The 17,696-nt window shown below is 65.2% G+C and carries 13 protein-coding genes; 8 read left to right on the forward strand and 5 right to left on the reverse strand.

What is annotated here, in order from left to right:
• Positions 1 to 229: 229 nt before the first annotated feature.
• Genes AC1MHZ_RS07590 through nagZ form a run of 3 tightly spaced genes read left to right on the forward strand, consistent with a single transcriptional unit; the run spans position 230 to position 2,530 of the window.
• On the forward strand, positions 230 to 943 hold the full coding sequence (locus AC1MHZ_RS07590) for a TetR/AcrR family transcriptional regulator (RefSeq protein WP_482966189.1): 714 nt from the start codon (positions 230 to 232) through the stop codon (positions 941 to 943).
• A gap of 40 nt (positions 944 to 983) precedes the next feature.
• Positions 984 to 1,508, forward strand: coding sequence for a L,D-transpeptidase (locus AC1MHZ_RS07595; RefSeq protein ID WP_084858184.1), 525 nt, complete (start codon positions 984 to 986; stop codon positions 1,506 to 1,508).
• Between the two features lie 23 nt (positions 1,509 to 1,531).
• Positions 1,532 to 2,530: a beta-N-acetylhexosaminidase gene (gene nagZ, locus AC1MHZ_RS07600; RefSeq protein WP_482966267.1), complete on the forward strand. Its 999-nt coding sequence runs from the start codon at positions 1,532 to 1,534 to the stop codon at positions 2,528 to 2,530.
• Between the two features lie 51 nt (positions 2,531 to 2,581).
• Here nagZ and AC1MHZ_RS07605 read toward each other — a convergent pair whose 3' ends face one another.
• From AC1MHZ_RS07605 to mfd, 3 genes are read right to left on the reverse strand one after another with little or no spacing between them, the layout of a single operon-like run.
• The gene (locus AC1MHZ_RS07605; RefSeq protein ID WP_482966190.1) at positions 2,582 to 5,902 is read right to left on the reverse strand and encodes a DEAD/DEAH box helicase; all 3,321 of its coding nucleotides are present in this window, start codon (positions 5,900 to 5,902) and stop codon (positions 2,582 to 2,584) included.
• A gap of 1 nt (position 5,903) precedes the next feature.
• Positions 5,904 to 6,476: a CsiV family protein gene (locus tag AC1MHZ_RS07610; RefSeq protein ID WP_084858181.1), complete on the reverse strand. Its 573-nt coding sequence runs from the start codon at positions 6,474 to 6,476 to the stop codon at positions 5,904 to 5,906.
• A 9-nt stretch (positions 6,477 to 6,485) separates the two neighbouring features.
• Complete coding sequence (mfd, locus tag AC1MHZ_RS07615) at positions 6,486 to 9,935, reverse strand: transcription-repair coupling factor (protein WP_368829509.1); 3,450 nt, start codon at positions 9,933 to 9,935, stop codon at positions 6,486 to 6,488.
• A 167-nt stretch (positions 9,936 to 10,102) separates the two neighbouring features.
• Here mfd and AC1MHZ_RS07620 point away from each other — a divergent pair, with 167 nt between their 5' ends.
• The 3 genes from AC1MHZ_RS07620 to sthA all read left to right on the forward strand — a co-directional run bounded on the left by AC1MHZ_RS07620 (position 10,103) and on the right by sthA (position 14,278).
• Positions 10,103 to 11,566: a glyceraldehyde-3-phosphate dehydrogenase gene (locus AC1MHZ_RS07620; protein ID WP_084858179.1), complete on the forward strand. Its 1,464-nt coding sequence runs from the start codon at positions 10,103 to 10,105 to the stop codon at positions 11,564 to 11,566.
• 118 nt (positions 11,567 to 11,684) lie between these two features.
• Positions 11,685 to 12,683: an FAD:protein FMN transferase gene (locus AC1MHZ_RS07625; protein ID WP_465001889.1), complete on the forward strand. Its 999-nt coding sequence runs from the start codon at positions 11,685 to 11,687 to the stop codon at positions 12,681 to 12,683.
• Between the two features lie 200 nt (positions 12,684 to 12,883).
• Positions 12,884 to 14,278: a Si-specific NAD(P)(+) transhydrogenase gene (gene sthA, locus AC1MHZ_RS07630; protein WP_084858177.1), complete on the forward strand. Its 1,395-nt coding sequence runs from the start codon at positions 12,884 to 12,886 to the stop codon at positions 14,276 to 14,278.
• Positions 14,279 to 14,320: 42 nt separating this feature from the next.
• Here sthA and AC1MHZ_RS07635 read toward each other — a convergent pair whose 3' ends face one another.
• Both AC1MHZ_RS07635 and AC1MHZ_RS07640 read right to left on the reverse strand, forming a co-directional pair.
• Complete coding sequence (locus tag AC1MHZ_RS07635) at positions 14,321 to 15,043, reverse strand: glycerophosphodiester phosphodiesterase (protein ID WP_084858176.1); 723 nt, start codon at positions 15,041 to 15,043, stop codon at positions 14,321 to 14,323.
• Between the two features lie 30 nt (positions 15,044 to 15,073).
• Positions 15,074 to 15,658, reverse strand: coding sequence for a PilZ domain-containing protein (locus AC1MHZ_RS07640; protein ID WP_084858175.1), 585 nt, complete (start codon positions 15,656 to 15,658; stop codon positions 15,074 to 15,076).
• Positions 15,659 to 15,751: 93 nt separating this feature from the next.
• On the opposite strand from AC1MHZ_RS07640, the gene AC1MHZ_RS07645 reads away from it, so the two are divergent.
• Together AC1MHZ_RS07645 and lolD are read left to right on the forward strand one after the other, a co-directional pair.
• Positions 15,752 to 17,002: a lipoprotein-releasing ABC transporter permease subunit gene (locus AC1MHZ_RS07645; protein WP_084858174.1), complete on the forward strand. Its 1,251-nt coding sequence runs from the start codon at positions 15,752 to 15,754 to the stop codon at positions 17,000 to 17,002.
• Positions 17,003 to 17,009: 7 nt separating this feature from the next.
• The gene (gene lolD / locus AC1MHZ_RS07650; protein WP_172403038.1) at positions 17,010 to 17,693 is read left to right on the forward strand and encodes a lipoprotein-releasing ABC transporter ATP-binding protein LolD; all 684 of its coding nucleotides are present in this window, start codon (positions 17,010 to 17,012) and stop codon (positions 17,691 to 17,693) included.
• Positions 17,694 to 17,696 lie beyond the last annotated feature (3 nt).

Here is a 17,696-nt window from a genome sequence, read left to right on the forward strand (position 1 = left end):
TTTTTATACAGTGACTGGGATTATATACAGTGGATGGCCAGCTGCAAGCATTTGCCGACGAGAAAAGCTTCACACGAGGCTGCCTTTCATTGCCCAGGCTACGGGATACGCGGGCTGCAGCGTGACATGCGGAGCTGTGGTTAAATGGCGACCCACCAGTCACCGAGCCTTGACAAGAGGCCTGCTTGAAACGTATGTTTCAAACAACTGTTTGTCAGGCGGAGTAGTCATGGCCCAATCCGAAACCGTTGAACGCATTCTCGATGCTGCCGAGCAGCTGTTCGCGGAAAGGGGGTTCGCGGAAACCTCGTTGCGGCTGATCACCAGCAAGGCCGGGGTCAACCTGGCGGCGGTGAACTACCATTTCGGCTCCAAGAAAGCCTTGATCCAGGCGGTCTTCTCACGTTTCCTCGGCCCGTTCTGCGCAAGCCTCGAGCGCGAGCTGGACCGACGCCAGGCTCGCCCCGAGCCGCGGCCGAGCCTGGAAGAGCTCCTGGAAATGCTGGTGGAGCAGGCCCTGGCCGTGCAACCACGCAGCAACAACGACCTGTCGATCTTCATGCGCCTGCTGGGTCTGGCCTTCAGCCAGAGCCAGGGGCACCTGCGCCGCTACCTGGAAGACATGTACGGCAAAGTGTTCCGCCGCTACATGCTGCTGGTCAACGAGGCCGCCCCCCGTATTCCGCCGCTGGAGCTGTTCTGGCGCGTGCACTTCATGCTCGGCGCGGCGGCGTTCAGCATGTCGGGCATCAAGGCCTTGCGCGCCATTGCCGAGACCGACTTCGGCGTCGACACTTCGATCGAACAGGTGATGCGCCTGATGGTGCCGTTCCTGGCCGCGGGCATGCGTGCCGACAGCGGTGTCACTGACGAAGCGATGGCCGCCGCGCAATTGCGCCCGCGCAACAAGACCGGTTCCGCGCCGGCCTCGGCCAAGGCCTGAGCGCTGGGCGTGGAAGGGCGCTTGAGCTAAGCTAGCGCCCATGCCCGACCTCGATTTCCTGCACATTTCCCTCGCCGACCAGCGCCTCTATGGGTTCGCCCAGGGCGAGCTGCGCGTGCGCCTGGCCGTGTCCACGGCGCGCAATGGGGCTGGCGAGCGCAATGGCTCGGGCTGCACACCCCGTGGCCTGCATCAGGTCCGCGCGAAGATCGGCGCCGGCTTGCCGCAGGGCGCCGTGCTGAGCAGCCGACGCTGGACCGGCGAGGTCTGGTCCGAGGCGCTGCACGCACGTTTTCCCGGGCGAGACTGGATCCTGAGCCGCATCCTCTGGCTCAGCGGCTGCGAGCCGGGGTTCAACCGTCTCGGCCAGGTCGACACCTTTCGCCGCTACATCTACCTGCATGGCACACCGGACACTGAACCTATGGGCGTGCCGCTGTCCCATGGGTGCATACGCATGAGGAACAGCGACCTGGTGCCGCTGTTCGACCGCATACAGGTGCATTGCCGGGTGCGGATCGACGAAGCCGCCTGCCCGCAATGGGGTTCCCTGCCTCTTCACTGAAGGATTCAATTATGACCGCCAGCCTGCAAGGCTCCCTGATGGTGGACATCGCCGGTAAATGGCTGACCGCCGAAGACCGCCATCTATTGCGCCAGCCCGAGGTGGCCGGCCTGATCATCTTTGCCCGCAACATCGACAGCCCCCGCCAGGTGCGCGAGCTGTGCGCCTCCATCCGCGCCATCCGGCCCGACCTGATCCTGGCGGTCGACCAGGAGGGCGGTCGGGTCCAGCGCCTGCGCCAGGGCTTCGTGCGCCTGCCGGCCATGCGTGCGATCGCCGACAACGCCAATGCCGAGCAGTTGGCCGAGCAGTGCGGTTGGTTGATGGCGACCGAGGTGCTGGCGGTCGGCCTGGACCTGAGCTTCGCGCCGGTACTGGACCTCGATCACCAGCGCAGTGCGGTGGTCGGCAGCCGTGCCTTCGAAGGCGACCCGGCGCGGGCCACGCGGTTGGCCGGAGCCTTCATCCGCGGCATGAACGCAGCCGGCATGGCCGCTTGCGGCAAGCACTTCCCCGGCCATGGCTGGGCGGAGGCGGACTCCCATGTGGCCATCCCTACGGATGAACGCAGCCTGGAGCAATTGCGCCAGGCCGACCTGGTGCCATTCACGCGCCTGAGTGGCCAGTTGGCGGCCGTGATGCCGGCCCATGTGATCTACCCTCAGGTGGACAACCAGCCGGCTGGCTTCTCGCGTCGCTGGCTGCAGGACATCCTGCGCGGCGAAGTGGGCTTCAAGGGGGTGATCTTCAGTGATGACCTGTCGATGGCTGGCGCCCATGTGGTAGGGGATGCGGCCAGCCGTATCGAGGCCGCGCTGAGCGCCGGCTGCGACATGGGGCTGGTGTGCAACGACCGGGCTGCGGCGGAGCTGGCCTTGAGCGCGGCGCAGCGCCTGAAGGTCAGGCCGTCGCCGCGTATCGCGGGAATGCGCGGGCGAGGGTTCGCGCGTACCGACTACCGCCAGCAGCCGCGCTGGCTGGAGGCATTGGGAGCCTTGAAGCAAGCGCAGTTGATCGATTGAGTGGGCCCTATCGCCGGCCCCACCCTATGGGCCGGCTTGCCGGCGAGCGTATCAGGACCGACTACGTTTGCCCGGCAACGGCGCGAACAGCGCCTCGATCTCGTCATCGCCCAGGCGCCACTGCCCGCCCTGCCCGCCATCGAGCAAGCTGGCCGCCAGCGCGGCCTTCTCCTGTTGCAGTTGCTGGATCTTTTCTTCCACCGTTCCCCGGGTGATCAACTTGAACACGAACACCGGCTTGTCCTGCCCGATACGATAGGCTCGGTCGGTAGCCTGGTTCTCGCTGGCCGGGTTCCACCAAGGGTCATAGTGGATCACCGTGTCGGCGGCCGTCAGGTTCAGGCCGGTACCGCCGGCCTTGAGGCTGATCAGGAACACTTCGCTGTGGCCGTTTTGAAACTGTTGCACGGGCGTGCGACGGTCGCGGGTATCGCCGGTCAACAGGCTGTAGCGAATCCTGCGCTTGTCCAGTTCGGCCTCGATCAAAGCCAGCATCGAGGTGAACTGGGAAAACAGCAGCACCTTTCGCCCTTCGCTGAGCAGCTCCTCGAGCATCTCCATCAGGCTGCCCAGCTTGCCTTTGTCGGCCTGGTTGCCCTTGGCTTCCACGCCCTTGACCAGGCGTAGGTCACAGCATACCTGGCGCAGCTTGAGCAGGGCGTCGAGGATGACGATCTGGCTGCGTGCCGCGCCGTTGCGGGCGATTTCGTCGCGGACTTTCTTGTCCATCGCCACCCGTACCGTTTCGTAGGTGTCGCGCTGGGCATCGCTGAGCTCGACCCAATGGATCATCTCGGTCTTGGCGGGCAATTCGGTGGCCACCTGCTCCTTGGTGCGGCGCAGCAGGAAGGGGCGGATGCGGCTGGTCAGGTGAGCCATGCGTTCGCTGTCGCCGTGGCGTTCGATGGGCGTGCGGTAGTCCTGGTTGAAGCGCTTGAGGTCGCCCAGCCAGCCGGGCATCAGGAAGTGGAACAGCGACCACAGCTCGCCCAGGTTGTTTTCCATCGGCGTGCCGGTCAGGCACAGGCGCTGGCCGGCCTGCAGTTCGCACACCGCCTGGGCGGCCTTGCTGGTGCTGCTCTTGATGTTCTGTGCTTCGTCCAGGATCAACACGCTCCAGGGCACTGTGCGCAGGTGCTCGAGGTCTCGCGGCGCCAAGGCATAGGTGGTCAGCACCAGGTCGTAGTCGAGCAGCGTGTTGAAATGCTTGCTGCGCCCCGGGCCATGCAGCGTCAGCACGCGCAGACCGGGGGCGAAGCGTTGGGCTTCGTCGAGCCAGTTGGGCACGAGGCTGGTGGGCATCACTGCCAGGGCGGGTTGCTGCAGTCGGCCGTTTTCCTTTTCCAGCAGCAGGTGGGCCAGGGTCTGCAGGGTCTTGCCCAGGCCCATGTCGTCGCCGAGGATGCCGCCGGTGCCCATTTCGCGCAGTGCCTGCAGCCAGTTCAGGCCTTGTTGCTGATAGGGGCGCAGCGCAGCGTTCAGCCCTTTGGGTGGTTCGACCTGCAGGTCGCGGGCATCGCGCAGGCGTCGGCCCAGGTCGCGCAGGTGTTCGCCGCCTTCCCAGCGCAATGGCAGGTGGTCGATGTCGTTCAGTCGCGCGGCGTCGGCGCGGTCCAGGCGCAGGGAGGGGCCGCCGGCATGTTCGTGCAGGTACAGCTCGCCCAAGGTACCCATCACCGCCTTGACGCGACCATAGGGCAGGGCGACGCGCAGGGCAGGGGTGTCCTGGCGGCCGCGGTTGAGATCGATCAGCAGGTGTTCGTCGTCGCTGCGCCGGGCCAGCTCGCTGGGGCGCAGCAGTTCGGGGCTGCTGCGCAGCAGCTGCAGCATGATCGGCAGCAGGCTGTGGCGCTGGCCATCGACCACGATCCCCAGCTCCAGGTCGAACCATTCATGGCCGGGTGTTTCGTCGAGGGTGGCATACCACTCGTCGATGTCCTGCAGGTCGAAGGCGAAATCCCGGGGGATGTCGATTTCCCAGCCGGCCTTGCGCAGACGTGGCAGGCCTTCACGGGCGAACAGCAGCCAGGCTTCGTCGTCGGCGAGCTGGAACATTTCGCCGGCGCTGTCGGGCAGGGCCTTGCTCTGCCGGGTGGCAGGCTTGAAGCCAAGCCCGCGCAAGGTCTTGCGTATGGCCTGCTCGGCCTGGGGCTGGCGGTGGATGCGTTGGCTGGTCTCGCCCACGAGGCGGTTCAGGGGCTTTTCGTCGTTGCCGCTGGCCAGCAAGCCGTCGTAGTTGAAGGCCAGGGCGGCGCGGTGCTGCGTCTGGCGCTGCATGCGCCCGGTCTTGGGCATATAGGCGCTGAATTCCAGGCTGCCGAGGGTCAGGTGCGGGCGTGGCTGGATATGGTCGTGTTCTTCGCTGCGCACGGTGGTGGGCGTGGGAACCTGTCGGTTCAGGGCGTTGAGCCGATGGCTCAGCGGCACGACCAGCTCCTCTGGTACCGTCGGCGCGCGGGCCAGCTGGCTGGCGATGAAGGGGTCCAGTTCGTGCCGCAGCCGGCCTGTTTGGCAGGCTTGGGTATCCACGTAGTACAGCGGGTCCAGCGGCAGCACCGGGAACAGGGCGTGGCCATCATGGTACCAGGCGCCACGGTAGCTGCCGTTGTCCTGGCGCACCCAACGGAACTCTGCCGATTGCTCGGGGCCTTGGGTGAACGGCTCGGCGTGGTCCTCGAACAGCAGGCGACCTGTGGCCAGGGCATATTCGAGCAATTCCGCCCCTTTCTTGCCCTCCAGTGGCGTCGAGGGCGAAACGACGGCTTTGTTCTGCGAGCTGATCAGGCGCAGCAGGCGAGCATCTTCTTCGGTCACATAGCGTGGGGTGTAGTAGATCATCTCCGGCAATGAGGTGATCTTGCCCAGTTTCAGTCGGCCGTCGTTCTGCTGGGTGCCCTTGACTGCTTCCAGGCGGCACTGCATACGGTCGAGCCTGACCTGGTAGTAGATGGCCGGCCCCTTGCGCGCGGGCTTTTGCTCTGCCGGCGTGGCCGTGGGGGCTTCTAGAGCCTTGACCCACAAGCTCAGTTCGGGAGAAAGCGACGGGCCGCAACCGGGTGTCGTGGGGTCGTCGATGCAGTCTTGCAGGTGGAACAGCGCGGCGGCGCAGTGCTTGCAGTTGGTCCCTACGGGGCAAGTACAGCGCCCGAGTACACGCAGCTGTGCGCCGCTGTGCATCAGGTGGATCGTCTGGCTGTAGCGCTGGCCTGCGGAACCCGAGCAGACTGCCTCGACCGCCTGGTCATGGGCCGAAAGTATCTTGACCTTGCCCTGGATGGCGTAGTCCAGGCCACGGCCAAGCGCTCCGGCATCGAAGGCGGACGTCCAGCCTCCATGGGCCAGGAGCAGTTGCTGCACATCCCGCGCGCTCACCTCATTGCTCCATCATCTCCGGGTCGAGCACCGGCAGCTTGCGCATGCCGGCGGGGGTGACCTTCAGCAGCACGGCCAGGTGCCCGCCGTCGAGGAAGGTCAGCTGGTTGGCCTTCATGTTGTTGTTGCTCTGCCTGAACTGCTCGCTGCGCAGCACGCTACCGTTGCCGTCGAGCTGGTTGACCCAGAAGTTGGCGTCCACGGCGATGAAGCGGCCGTCGGCGATGCTCAGGTTGCCTTCGATGGGAAAATGCCCGAACTGCTCTTCGCCGGCGCTCAGGGCAATGCGGCTTGGCGTGCTGCCGACCTGCTGTTGCCAGGCCTTGTGCAGCAGCACGGTGTAGTCGGCGGTCGCCTGCAGGCGGGTGGCTTCGTCGTCCAGCGCCAGTGGCCGTTCGGCTGCCTTGTCCAGGCGTGGCGCGCCAGCGCTCCAGTCTTCCGGGGCGAACGGGCTGGTCACCGCGGGCACGGCGTTCTGGCGCAGCAGGATCATTTCTACCTGATAGGGGCCTTCGGCGAAGGCGGCCGGCGCGAACAGCGTCAGCATCAAGGTCAGGCAACGGATGGCACGCATGGATCTTCCTTAGGCAGGCTGTGGGGTCAGGCGCTCGAACAGCGCCTCCAGGGTGGTGAAACGTTCGTCCGGGCGCTCCATCGGCACGAGGAAGCGGAACTGCGTGGCGCCTTCGAACTTGTAGCGCTTGGGCTGGCCCTGGATGAGCTTGATCAGGGTCAGCGGGTCGACGGGTGTCTCGGCTTCGAACTCGATCTTGCCGCCGTTGGGGCCGGCGTCGACTTTCTTGATGCCGAGCTTTTCCGCCTGCAACTTGAGCAAGGTCAGGCGGACCAGGTTCTTCGTCGGCTCGGGCAGCAGGCCGAAGCGGTCGATCATCTCCACTTGCAGGTCCTTGAGGCCCTCTTCGTCGGCGGCCGAGGCGATGCGCTTGTAGAGGATCAGGCGGGCATGCACGTCCGGCAGGTAGTCTTCCGGGATCAGGGCCGGCAAGCGCAGGTTGATCTCCGGGCCGCCGCCCAGCGGTTGCTCGAGGTTCGGCTGGGTGCCCTTGCGGATAGCCTTGACCGCGCGCTCGAGCATCTCCATGTAGAGGGTGAAGCCTACGGCCTGGATCTGCCCGCTCTGGCCTTCGCCGAGCAGTTCGCCGGCACCACGGATCTCCAGGTCGTTGGTGGCCAGGACGAAGCCTGCGCCAAGGTCCTGGGTGTTGGCGATGGCCTCCAGACGCTTCTCGGCATCGGCGCTGATCTGCTGGCGCGGTGGCGTGAGCAGGTAGGCATAGGCCTGGTGGTGGCTGCGCCCGACACGGCCGCGCAGTTGGTGTAGCTGGGCCAGGCCGAACTTGTCGGCACGCTCGATGACGATGGTGTTGGCGCTGGGCACGTCGATGCCGGTCTCGATGATGGTCGAGGCCACCAGCACGTTGAAGCGCTTGTGGTAGAAGTCGCTCATCACCTGTTCCAGCTCGCGTTCGCGCATCTGCCCGTGGCCGATGCCGATACGCGCCTCGGGCACCAGTTCGGCCAGTTCGGCCGCGCATTTCTCGATGCTCTTGACGTCGTTGTGCAGGTAGTACACCTGGCCGCCGCGCAGCAGCTCGCGCAACAGTGCTTCCTTGACCGTGCTCTTGTTCTGCTCCATGACGAAGGTGCGCACCGACAGGCGTCGCGCCGGTGGAGTGGCGATGATCGACAGGTCGCGCATCCCCGACACCGCCATGTTGAGCGTGCGCGGGATGGGCGTTGCGGTCAGGGTGAGGATGTCCACTTCGCTGCGCAGGGCCTTGAGCTGTTCCTTCTGGCGCACGCCGAAGCGGTGTTCCTCATCGATGATGACCAGGCCCAGGTCCTTGAAGCGCACGTCGTCCTGCAGCAGCTTGTGGGTGCCGATGAGGATATCGATCTTGCCTTCTGCCAGGTCCGCCGCGGCAGCGCTGACTTCCTTGGCCGACTTGAAGCGGCTCATGACCTCGACCGTCACCGGCCAGTCGGCGAAGCGGTCGCGGAAGCTGTTGTAGTGCTGCTGGGCGAGCAGGGTGGTGGGCACCAGCACGGCCACCTGGCGGCCGCTGTGCACGGCGATGAAGGCAGCGCGCATGGCCACCTCGGTCTTGCCGAAGCCGACGTCGCCGCACACCAGGCGGTCCATCGGCTTGCCGGCGAGCATGTCGGCGCGCACCGCCTCGATGGCCGATTGCTGGTCCGGCGTTTCCTCGAATGGGAAGCCGGCGCTGAAGGTGGCGTAGTCGGCGGCCGGGTCGGCGAATGCATGGCCCTTGCGCGCGGCGCGGCGGGCGTAGATGTCGAGCAGTTCGGCAGCCACGTCGCGGACCTGCTCGGCGGCCTTGCGCTTGGCCTTCTGCCAGGCTTCGGAACCCAGGCGGTGCAGCGGGGCCAGGGCATCGTCGCTGCCGGTGTAGCGGGCGATCAGGTGCAGGTTGGCGACTGGCACGTAGAGCTTGGCGCCTTCGGCGTACTCCAGGGTGAGGAACTCGGCGGCCTGGCCGTCGATTTCCAGCGTGGCCAGGCCCAGGTAGCGGCCCACGCCATGGTCGATGTGCACCACCGGCGCACCTTCGCGCAGCTCGGTGAGGTTTTTGATGACCGCATCGTTGGCCGCGTCGCCGCGTTTCTCGCGTCGCCGACGCTGCATCACGCGCTGGCCGAACAGCGGGCTTTCGGCGACCAGGGCGATGGCCGGCTCGTCCAGCAGCAGGCCGTCGTCCAGTGGGGCGATGGTGATTGCCAGGCGCGCCTTGCCGGTGACGAAGTCGGCCCAGCTTTCGACTGTTTGCGGGCGCAGCTTCAAGCGCTCGAGCAGCTCCAGCAGCACTTCGCGACGGCCCGCCGATTCGGCGGTGAACAGCACGCGGCCGGAGAACTCGTCGAGGAACTTCGACAGTTCGCCCAGGGGCTGGTTGGCCTTGGCTTCGATGGCCAGGTTCGGCAGCGGCCGGGCCGGGAAGCGCTGGCGACCGGCACCGGGCTCGACCTCGTCACTGCTGACCACCACGCGTGGCCACTGCTTGAGCTGGGCGAAGCAGTCCTCGACCGGCAGGAACAGCTCGGCCGGGGGCAACAGTGGGCGGGTCAGGTCGCCGCGGCGTTCTTCGTAGCGCCCGCGCACATCGTTCCAGAAGTGCTCGGCGGCCTGTTCGACGCCTGGCAGGGAGAACACCTGGGTGTCGGCCGGCAGGTAGTCGAACAGGGTCGAGGTTTCCTCGAAGAACAACGGCAGGTAGTACTCGATGCCGGCGGGGATGATGCCGCTGGTCAGGTCCTGGAAGATCGCGCTGCGGCGGAAATCGACATCGAAGCGTTCGCGAAAGCGCGCCTTGAAGCGGGTCACTTCTTCCTTCTGCATCGGGAATTCGCGGGCCGGCAGCAGGCGCACCGAGTCGACCTTGTCGATCGAGCGCTGGGTCTCGGGGTCGAAGGTGCGCAGGGTCTCGATCTCGTCGTCGAACAGGTCGATCCGGTAGGGCAGCTTGCTGCCCATGGGGAACAGGTCGATCAATGCACCGCGCACGGCGAACTCGCCATGCTCGTAGACCGTGTCGACGCAGCGGTAGCCGCTGGCTTCCAGGCGCGTGCGCATCTGTTCCACGTCGATCGTCTGGCCGACGTCCAGCACCAGGCTGCTGCCCAGCAGGAAGCGGGTCGGGGCCAGGCGGTGCAGGGCGGTGGTGATCGGCACCACGAGGATGCCGTGGTCCAGTTCCGGCAGCCGGTAGAGGCTGGCGATGCGCTGGGAGATGATGTCCTGGTGCGGCGAGAACAGGTCGTAGGGCAGGGTCTCCCAGTCGGGAAACGGCAGCACCGGCAGGTCGGGCGCGAAGAAGCGCAGCTCCTGTTCCAGACGGTCGGCAGCCTGGCTGTCGGCGGTCAACAGCAGGGTGAAGCGGCCAGCGCTGCTGGCGGCTTCGGCGATGGCAAGGCTCAGGGCGGCCCCGGGCAGGTTGCCCCAGGTTTGTTTGCCGGCCGTGGCCGATAATTGCGGTAGGCGCAGAACTGACACGGGAGATTGGACTCCAAGCGTTGCGGCAAAGACGACAATTGTACCGGTGCCGGTGCGCGCTGTCAGGCTCGGAAGGGCGTGGCGACGGGCTCTGGCGGTGGCGACAGGCGCTCATTGCCCGATACGTCGAGGGGCGTCATAATGTAGCCCCTTTTTTCTCCCCCTACATGTGGAAGGTTCCCGTGACTCAGAAGCCCGACCAGTGTCTTGGTGAGTGGATCGATCGTGAAGCCCTGGCTGAAGCGATGATCCCGCTTATCGGTCAGCTCTACCGCAACAACAACGTGGTGAGCTCGATCTATGGCCGCAGCCTGATCAATCGTTCGGTTATCTCGATTCTCAAAGCCCACCGCTTTGCCCGTCACCGTCAAGCCGACGAAACCGAACTGTCCGTCCACGAGACATTCCCCCTGCTCAAGGCCATGAGCGAGCTGAAGCTGGGTGCCGCCTCGGTCGACCTGGGCAAGCTGGCGAACAAGTTCAAGCTGCAAGGCAACGGTCGCACCGTCGAGCAGTTCGTGCGCGAAGAGCTCGCCGATGTCGTCGGCCAGCAGAACGTTTCCCCACGCAAGGGCACTGACGTCGTCCTGTACGGCTTCGGCCGCATCGGCCGCCTGCTGGCGCGTATCCTGATCGAGAAGACCGGTGGTGGCGACGGCCTGCGCCTGCGCGCCATCGTCGTGCGCAAGGGCGCCGAGAACGACCTGACCAAGCGCGCCAGCCTGCTGCGTCGTGACTCGGTACACGGCCCGTTCGATGGCACCATCGTCATCGACGAGCAGAACAACACCATCACCGCCAACGGCAACCTGATCCAGGTCATCTACGCCAAGAACCCGAGCGAAGTCGACTACACCCAGTATGGCATCCAGGATGCCCTGATCGTCGACAACACCGGTGTATGGCGTGACGCCGATGGCCTGGGCCAGCACCTGGCCTGCCCTGGCGCTTCCCGCGTGATCCTCACCGCACCTGGCAAGGGCGCGCTGAAGAACATCGTGCACGGCATCAACCACGGTGACATCACCGCCGACGACAAGATCATCTCCGCCGCCTCCTGCACCACCAACGCCATCGTGCCGGTGCTCAAGGCCGTGAATGACCAGTACGGCATCGTCAACGGCCACGTCGAGACCGTTCACTCGTTCACCAACGACCAGAACCTGATCGACAACTTCCACAAGGGCAGCCGCCGTGGCCGCGCCGCGCCGCTGAACATGGTCATCACCGAGACCGGTGCCGCCACCGCTGCGGCCAAGGCGCTGCCGGTGCTCAAGGGCAAGCTGACCGGCAACGCCATTCGCGTGCCGACGCCGAACGTCTCGATGGCCATCCTGAACCTGAACCTGGAAAAGGCCACGACCCGCGACGAAATCAACGAGTACCTGCGCCAGACCGCCATGCACTCGGACCTGCACAAGCAGATCGACTACGTCAGCTCCCAGGAAGTGGTATCGACCGACTTCGTCGGTTCCCGCCACGCCGGTGTGGTCGACGCCGAGGCGACCATCTGCAACGACAACCGCGTTGTCCTGTACGTCTGGTACGACAACGAATTCGGTTACAGCTGCCAGGTCGTTCGTGTGATGGAAGACATGGCTGGTGTGAACCCGCCAGCGTTTCCACGCTGATCCGCTTGTAATGCGTTGAAGAAACGGGAACCTTCGGGTTCCCGTTTTTTTTGGCTTTGTATGCCATGTGCGGTCCGCTTCATAAACCGGTCAGTGCAGCCAATCGAGAAATTTGAAATTGCGTACAGGTCTTCTGCTCATCCTGATGTGCCTGGCCGGCTGCGACCAGGCGCCGACCCTGGAGCACTTTGGCGGCCCGACCATGGGCAGCAGCTACAGCATCCAGTATGTCCGCGACCCTGGCGGCCCGTCGTCAATGGAGGTGCGGGAAGCCGTCGATGCGATCCTCGGTGACATCGACGAGCACTACTCGACCTACCGTGGCGACTCCACCGTCAGCCGGTTCAACCAGCTGCCAGCCAACCGCTGCCTGGCGCTGCCGGCGGACATGCTGGCGTTGGTCGGCTTCGGTCAGCACCTGGCCGAACAGAGCGAGGGGGCCTTCGACCTTACCGTCGAGCCGTTGCTCGACCTGTGGGGCTTCGGCCCCCAAGCCCGGCAGGCGCAGGTGCCCGACCCGCTGCAGCTGGCCCAGGCACGCCAGCGCGTCGGCTACCGGCACCTGCGTATCGAGGGCGGTGCCTTGTGCAAGGACGCCCCGGTGGAACTGGACTTCAACAGCATCGCCGCAGGCCACGCCGTGGACCTGATCGCCGAACGCCTGCAGGCGATGGGCGTCAGCCATTTTCTCGTCGAGGCCACCGGCGAGCTCAAGGCCGTGGGCAACAAACCCGACGGCAGCCCGTGGCGGGTCGCCCTGGAATTGCCCCGCGAAGACCGCCAGGTCGCCCGCCAGGTGATCGCCGTGGATGGCCTGGCCGTGTCGACCTCGGGTGACTATCGCCACTATTTCGAGGACAATGGCCGGCGCTATTCGCACACCTTCGATGCCCGCCTGGGGCGTCCGGTCGAACACGACCTGGCTGCGGTCACCGTGCTCGATGCCTCGGCGCTGCAGGCCGACGGCTACTCGACGCTGCTGTTGATCCTCGGCGCTGAGCAGGGCTGGGATTTCGCCATGGCCCACGGTATTGCCGCGGTGCTGGTGACCCGGGCCGAGGGTGGCTTCGTCTCCCGTGCTACGCCTGCGTTCGAGCAGGCGTTGAAAGGCAGGTGAAAGCGCAAGCACGGATGATCGTCGCCAGGGCCGGTGAATGACATGTAGTGCGGTCAAAATTGGCCTACGACGCGACCAAGGGTTAATGTGCGCGGCGTTCACGCTTGATTAGACTGCACCCGAATTTTCTCATGGCGCCCCGGCGACATGATCGCGCCCCGCGGCCACCCGGCCGGCGGGCCAGTTCTGAAGGAGTACGCATGGCTGTCTACAACTACGACGTAGTGGTGCTGGGTTCCGGCCCGGCCGGAGAAGGTGCGGCAATGAATGCCGCCAAAGCAGGGCGCAAGGTGGCGATGGTCGACAGCCGTCGCCAGGTCGGCGGCAACTGCACCCACCTGGGCACCATTCCGTCCAAGGCACTGCGTCACTCGGTGCGGCAGATCATGCAGTTCAACACCAACCCGATGTTCCGCGCCATCGGCGAGCCGCGCTGGTTCTCCTTCCCCGATGTGCTCAAGAGCGCCGAGAAGGTGATCTCCAAGCAGGTGGCCTCGCGTACCGGCTACTATGCGCGCAACCGCGTCGATGTGTTCGTCGGCACCGGCAGCTTCGCTGACGAGCAGACCATCGAAGTGGTCTGCTCCAATGGCGTGGTCGAGACCCTGGTGGCCAAGCACATCATTATCGCCACCGGTTCGCGCCCATACCGCCCGGCCGATATCGACTTCCACCACCCGCGCGTCTACGACAGCGACACCATCCTCAGCCTGAGCCACACCCCGCGCAAGCTGATCGTCTACGGTGCCGGGGTGATCGGCTGCGAATACGCATCGATCTTCAGCGGCCTGGGCGTGCTGGTGGAGCTGGTGGACAACCGTGGCCAGCTGTTGAGCTTCCTGGATTCGGAAATCTCCCAGGCGCTGAGCTACCACTTCAGCAACAACAACATCACCGTACGCCACAACGAGGAGTACGACCGGGTCGAAGGTCTGGACAACGGGGTGATCCTGCACCTGAAGTCGGGCAAGAAGATCAAGGCCGACGCCTTGCTGTGGTGCAACGGCCGTACCGGCAACACCGACAAGCTGGGCCTGGAGAACATCGGCATCAAGGTCAACAGCCGTGGCCAGATCGAGGTCGACCAGGCCTACCGCACCAGCGTACCGAACATCTATGGTGCCGGTGACGTGATCGGCTGGCCGAGCCTGGCCAGCGCCGCCCACGACCAGGGCCGTTCGGCCGCTGGCAGCATCGTCGACAATGGCAGCTGGCGTTTCGTCGATGACGTGCCGACCGGTATCTACACCATTCCGGAAATCAGCTCGATCGGCAAGAACGAGCAGGAGCTGACCCAGGCCAAGGTGCCGTACGAAGTGGGCAAGGCCTTCTTCAAGAGCATGGCCCGCGCGCAGATCGCCGGCGAGCCCCAGGGCATGCTGAAGATCCTGTTCCACCGCGAGACCCTGGAGATCCTCGGCGTGCACTGCTTCGGCTACCAGGCCTCGGAGATCGTTCACATCGGCCAGGCGATCATGAACCAGCCAGGTGAACAGAACAACCTGAAGTACTTCGTCAACACCACTTTCAACTACCCGACCATGGCCGAAGCCTATCGGGTAGCGGCCTACGACGGCCTGAACCGGCTTTTTTGAGCGGCTCCGGCCGGTGGCCTGAGCCGGTCGGGGAGTCCGGGTTCAGCCCTTCCCAAGGGTGGTCATGGCCAAACCGGGAAAGTCTGTAATCAGGCTGTCTACGCCAAAGTCGGCGAGCCGGCGCATCAGCGCCGGTTCGTTGACCGTCCACACCGATACGTGCAACCCCTGGCGCTGGGCCTTGAGCAGGCGCTCGGGGGTGCACAGTGTCCAGTTCAAGGCCAGCATGTCACAGCTGTAGTTCTGGGCGACCTTCAACGGGTCGAGCCAGGCGTATTCGGCCACCAGCCCGCGGGACACGTCCGGCACCAGCTCCAGTGCGGCGCCGAGCACTTCGCGGGAGCTCGAGGTGATGGTTACCTTGTCGAGCAGGCCGTATTGCTGAGCCAGCTCGCGAATGGCCAATACGGTACTGGCGGCGCGGGTGCGCGAGGCACTCTTGACCTCCAGTTGCCAGTGCTCGAAGGCACATTTCTCGAACAGTTCCTCCAGCCGCGGGACAGGGCAGGGCTGCACCCAGCCCGGGCCGCCTTTGCGCGCATCGTAGGTGACCAGCTCGGCGGCGGTGTGCTCGACCACCTTGCCGCGTCGACCGGTAGTGCGCTTGAGGCTGGGGTCGTGGATCACCATCAGCTCGTTGTCGGCTGACAGGTGCAGGTCCAGCTCGCAGCGATTGACGCCGTGGGACAGGCACTGACGGAAGCTGGTCAGGGTGTTTTCGGGTGCTTCGCCCTTGGCGCCGCGATGGCCATAGATCAGGGTCACGTTCGTTCCTTCAAATCAGAGTGGATAGGCTCAGGAGGCGGGGGCGTTCTGTTCCAGCGCCTGGCGCCGCTGTTGTTGCTGGCGCTGCAGGATGTAGCGGGCCAGTAACTGGCGCTGGGCGTCGGTCATGTCGATGAATTCGCTGCCGACCTCGTAATGGCCGTCCGGGCGCCGGTCGCAGTGGGTGACCCGGGCACGCAGCAGCAGGCCCAGGGCGCGGGGCATCAGCACCATCTTCACGGCCACGCGGGTACCGGTGGCGAGCGGGGTCGCCTGGGCGAACTCGATGCCGCCTTCGGAGAGAATGACCGGCTGCGGCTGCCCGATTTCGCCCAGCAGGGCTTGGGCCATCACCGCGCTGAGCAGGTCGAGGCGTTTGTTCTGCACCCGCAGGAATGCCGCCAGGGTGCGGTCCTTTTCGCTGAGCTGGCGCATCAGGTGCTGGGATTCGAAGTCAGCAAGGTGCAGTTCGCTGAGCAGGTTGAACAGCGGTGAAGCATCTTGCAACAGGTCTGTTTCCAGGGCTTCGGCCGCGCCCAGGGGGCTGATTTCAAGTGCGATACTGTCTTCGATGCGGTAGTATTCGCGGCGATCTTCTTCGTCTAGTGTCGTCATGGCGAACCCATGGTTACGGCGGTGGTCCGAGTGTAAAGCCGCTGCAGGCGCCCTGCCACAAGGACGTTCCCTTTCATCCGAACAAGCCCCGACATGTTCAGACCTCTTTTCGTATTCATCGGTACGCGTTATACCCGTGCCAAGCGTCGCAACCACTTCGTCTCGTTCATTTCGCTGACTTCGATGATCGGCCTCGCCCTTGGCGTGGTGGTGATGATCGTGGTGCTGTCGGTCATGAACGGTTTCGACCACGAGATGCGTACCCGCGTGCTGGGCATGATCCCTCACGCCACGCTGGAAAGCGGCCAGCCGCTGGACGACTGGCCGGCCCTCGCCCAACAAGTAAAGCAGAATCCTCAAGTGCTTGCGGTGGCGCCCTTCACCCAGATGCAGGGGTTGCTGACCCATGATGGCAAGGTGCAGAAGGTACTGCTCAACGGCATCGACCCTGCGCGCGAGCGCGAGGTGTCGATCATCGACAACTTCATCCGCGACGGCAGCCTCGACAAGCTGGCGCCGGGCGAGTGGGGCATCATGATCGGCGACAAGGCCGCGGCCAAGCTGGGCGTGGGCATCGGCGACAAGCTGACCTTCGTCGCCCCAGAGGTCAGCGTGACCCCGGCCGGCATGTTCCCGCGCATGAAGCGCTTCACCGTGGTCGGCACCTTCCATGTCGGTGCCGGTGAGATCGACGGCTACCTGGGCCTGACCAACATCAACGACCTCTCGCGCTTGCACCGCTGGAAGGCCGACCAGGTCCAGGGCCTGCGGCTGAAGTTCGATGACCTGTTCCAGGCCCCGCGGGTGGCCTGGAACATCGCCCAGAACCTGGGCGAGCAGGAATTCTATGCCCGCGACTGGACCCGCACCCACGGCAACCTGTACCAGGCGATCCGCATGGAGAAGGCCATGATCGGCCTGCTGCTGCTGCTGATCGTGGCGGTGGCGGCGTTCAACATCATTTCCACCCTGGTGATGGTGGTCAACGACAAGCGGGGCGACATCGCCATCCTGCGTACCCTGGGCGCCACCCCGGCGCAGATCATGGCCATCTTCATGGTCCAGGGCACGGTGATCGGCGTGGTCGGTACCCTGATCGGCGCCGTGGTCGGGATCTTCGCGGCGCTCAATGTCAGTGCGGTGATCGCCGGCATCGAGAAACTGATCGGGCACAAGTTCCTGAATGCCGATGTGTATTTCATCGATTACCTGCCGTCGCAGATCCAGGCCCAGGACGTGTACATGGTCTGTGGTGCGGCGCTGGTCCTGAGTTTCTTCGCCACCCTGTACCCGGCCTGGCGTGCGGCCCGCACCCAGCCTGCAGAGGCGCTACGTTATGAGTGAGTCGCGCATGAGTGATAAAGCCGTATTGAGTTGCCGCAACCTGGGCAAGTCCTACGAGGAAGGCCCGGAGTCGGTGCAGGTGTTGTCGGGCTTGAACCTGGAGCTGCACGCCGGTGAGCGGGTGGCCATCGTCGGCAGCTCCGGCTCCGGCAAGAGCACCTTGCTCAACCTGTTGGGCGGCCTCGACACGCCGACCCAGGGCAGTGTCTGGCTGGCCGGCGAGGAGCTGTCGGCCCTCGGCGAGCGGGCCCGTGGCCTGCTGCGCAACCGCGCCTTGGGCTTCGTGTACCAGTTCCATCACCTGCTGCCGGAGTTCACTGCCCTTGAGAACGCCTGCATGCCGCTGCTGATCGGCCGTACGCCGATCCCGGAGGCCCGCGAGCGTGCCGAGGCGCTGCTCAAGCGGGTGGGCCTGGGCCATCGCCTGAACCACAAGCCGGCCGAGCTGTCCGGCGGTGAGCGCCAGCGCGTGGCGATCGCCCGTGCCCTGGTCAATCGCCCGGGTTTGGTGATGCTCGACGAGCCCACCGGCAACCTAGACCACCATACCGCCCAGGGTATCCAGGAGTTGATGCAGGAGTTGTCCAGCTCGTCCCAGACAGCCTTCCTGGTGGTGACCCACGACCTCAACCTGGCACGCCAGATGGACCGGGTCCTGCGCCTGGAAGACGGCCACCTGGTGCCGATCTGAGCC

The sequence above is a fragment of the Pseudomonas sp. FA-1 genome (assembly GCF_056856075.1).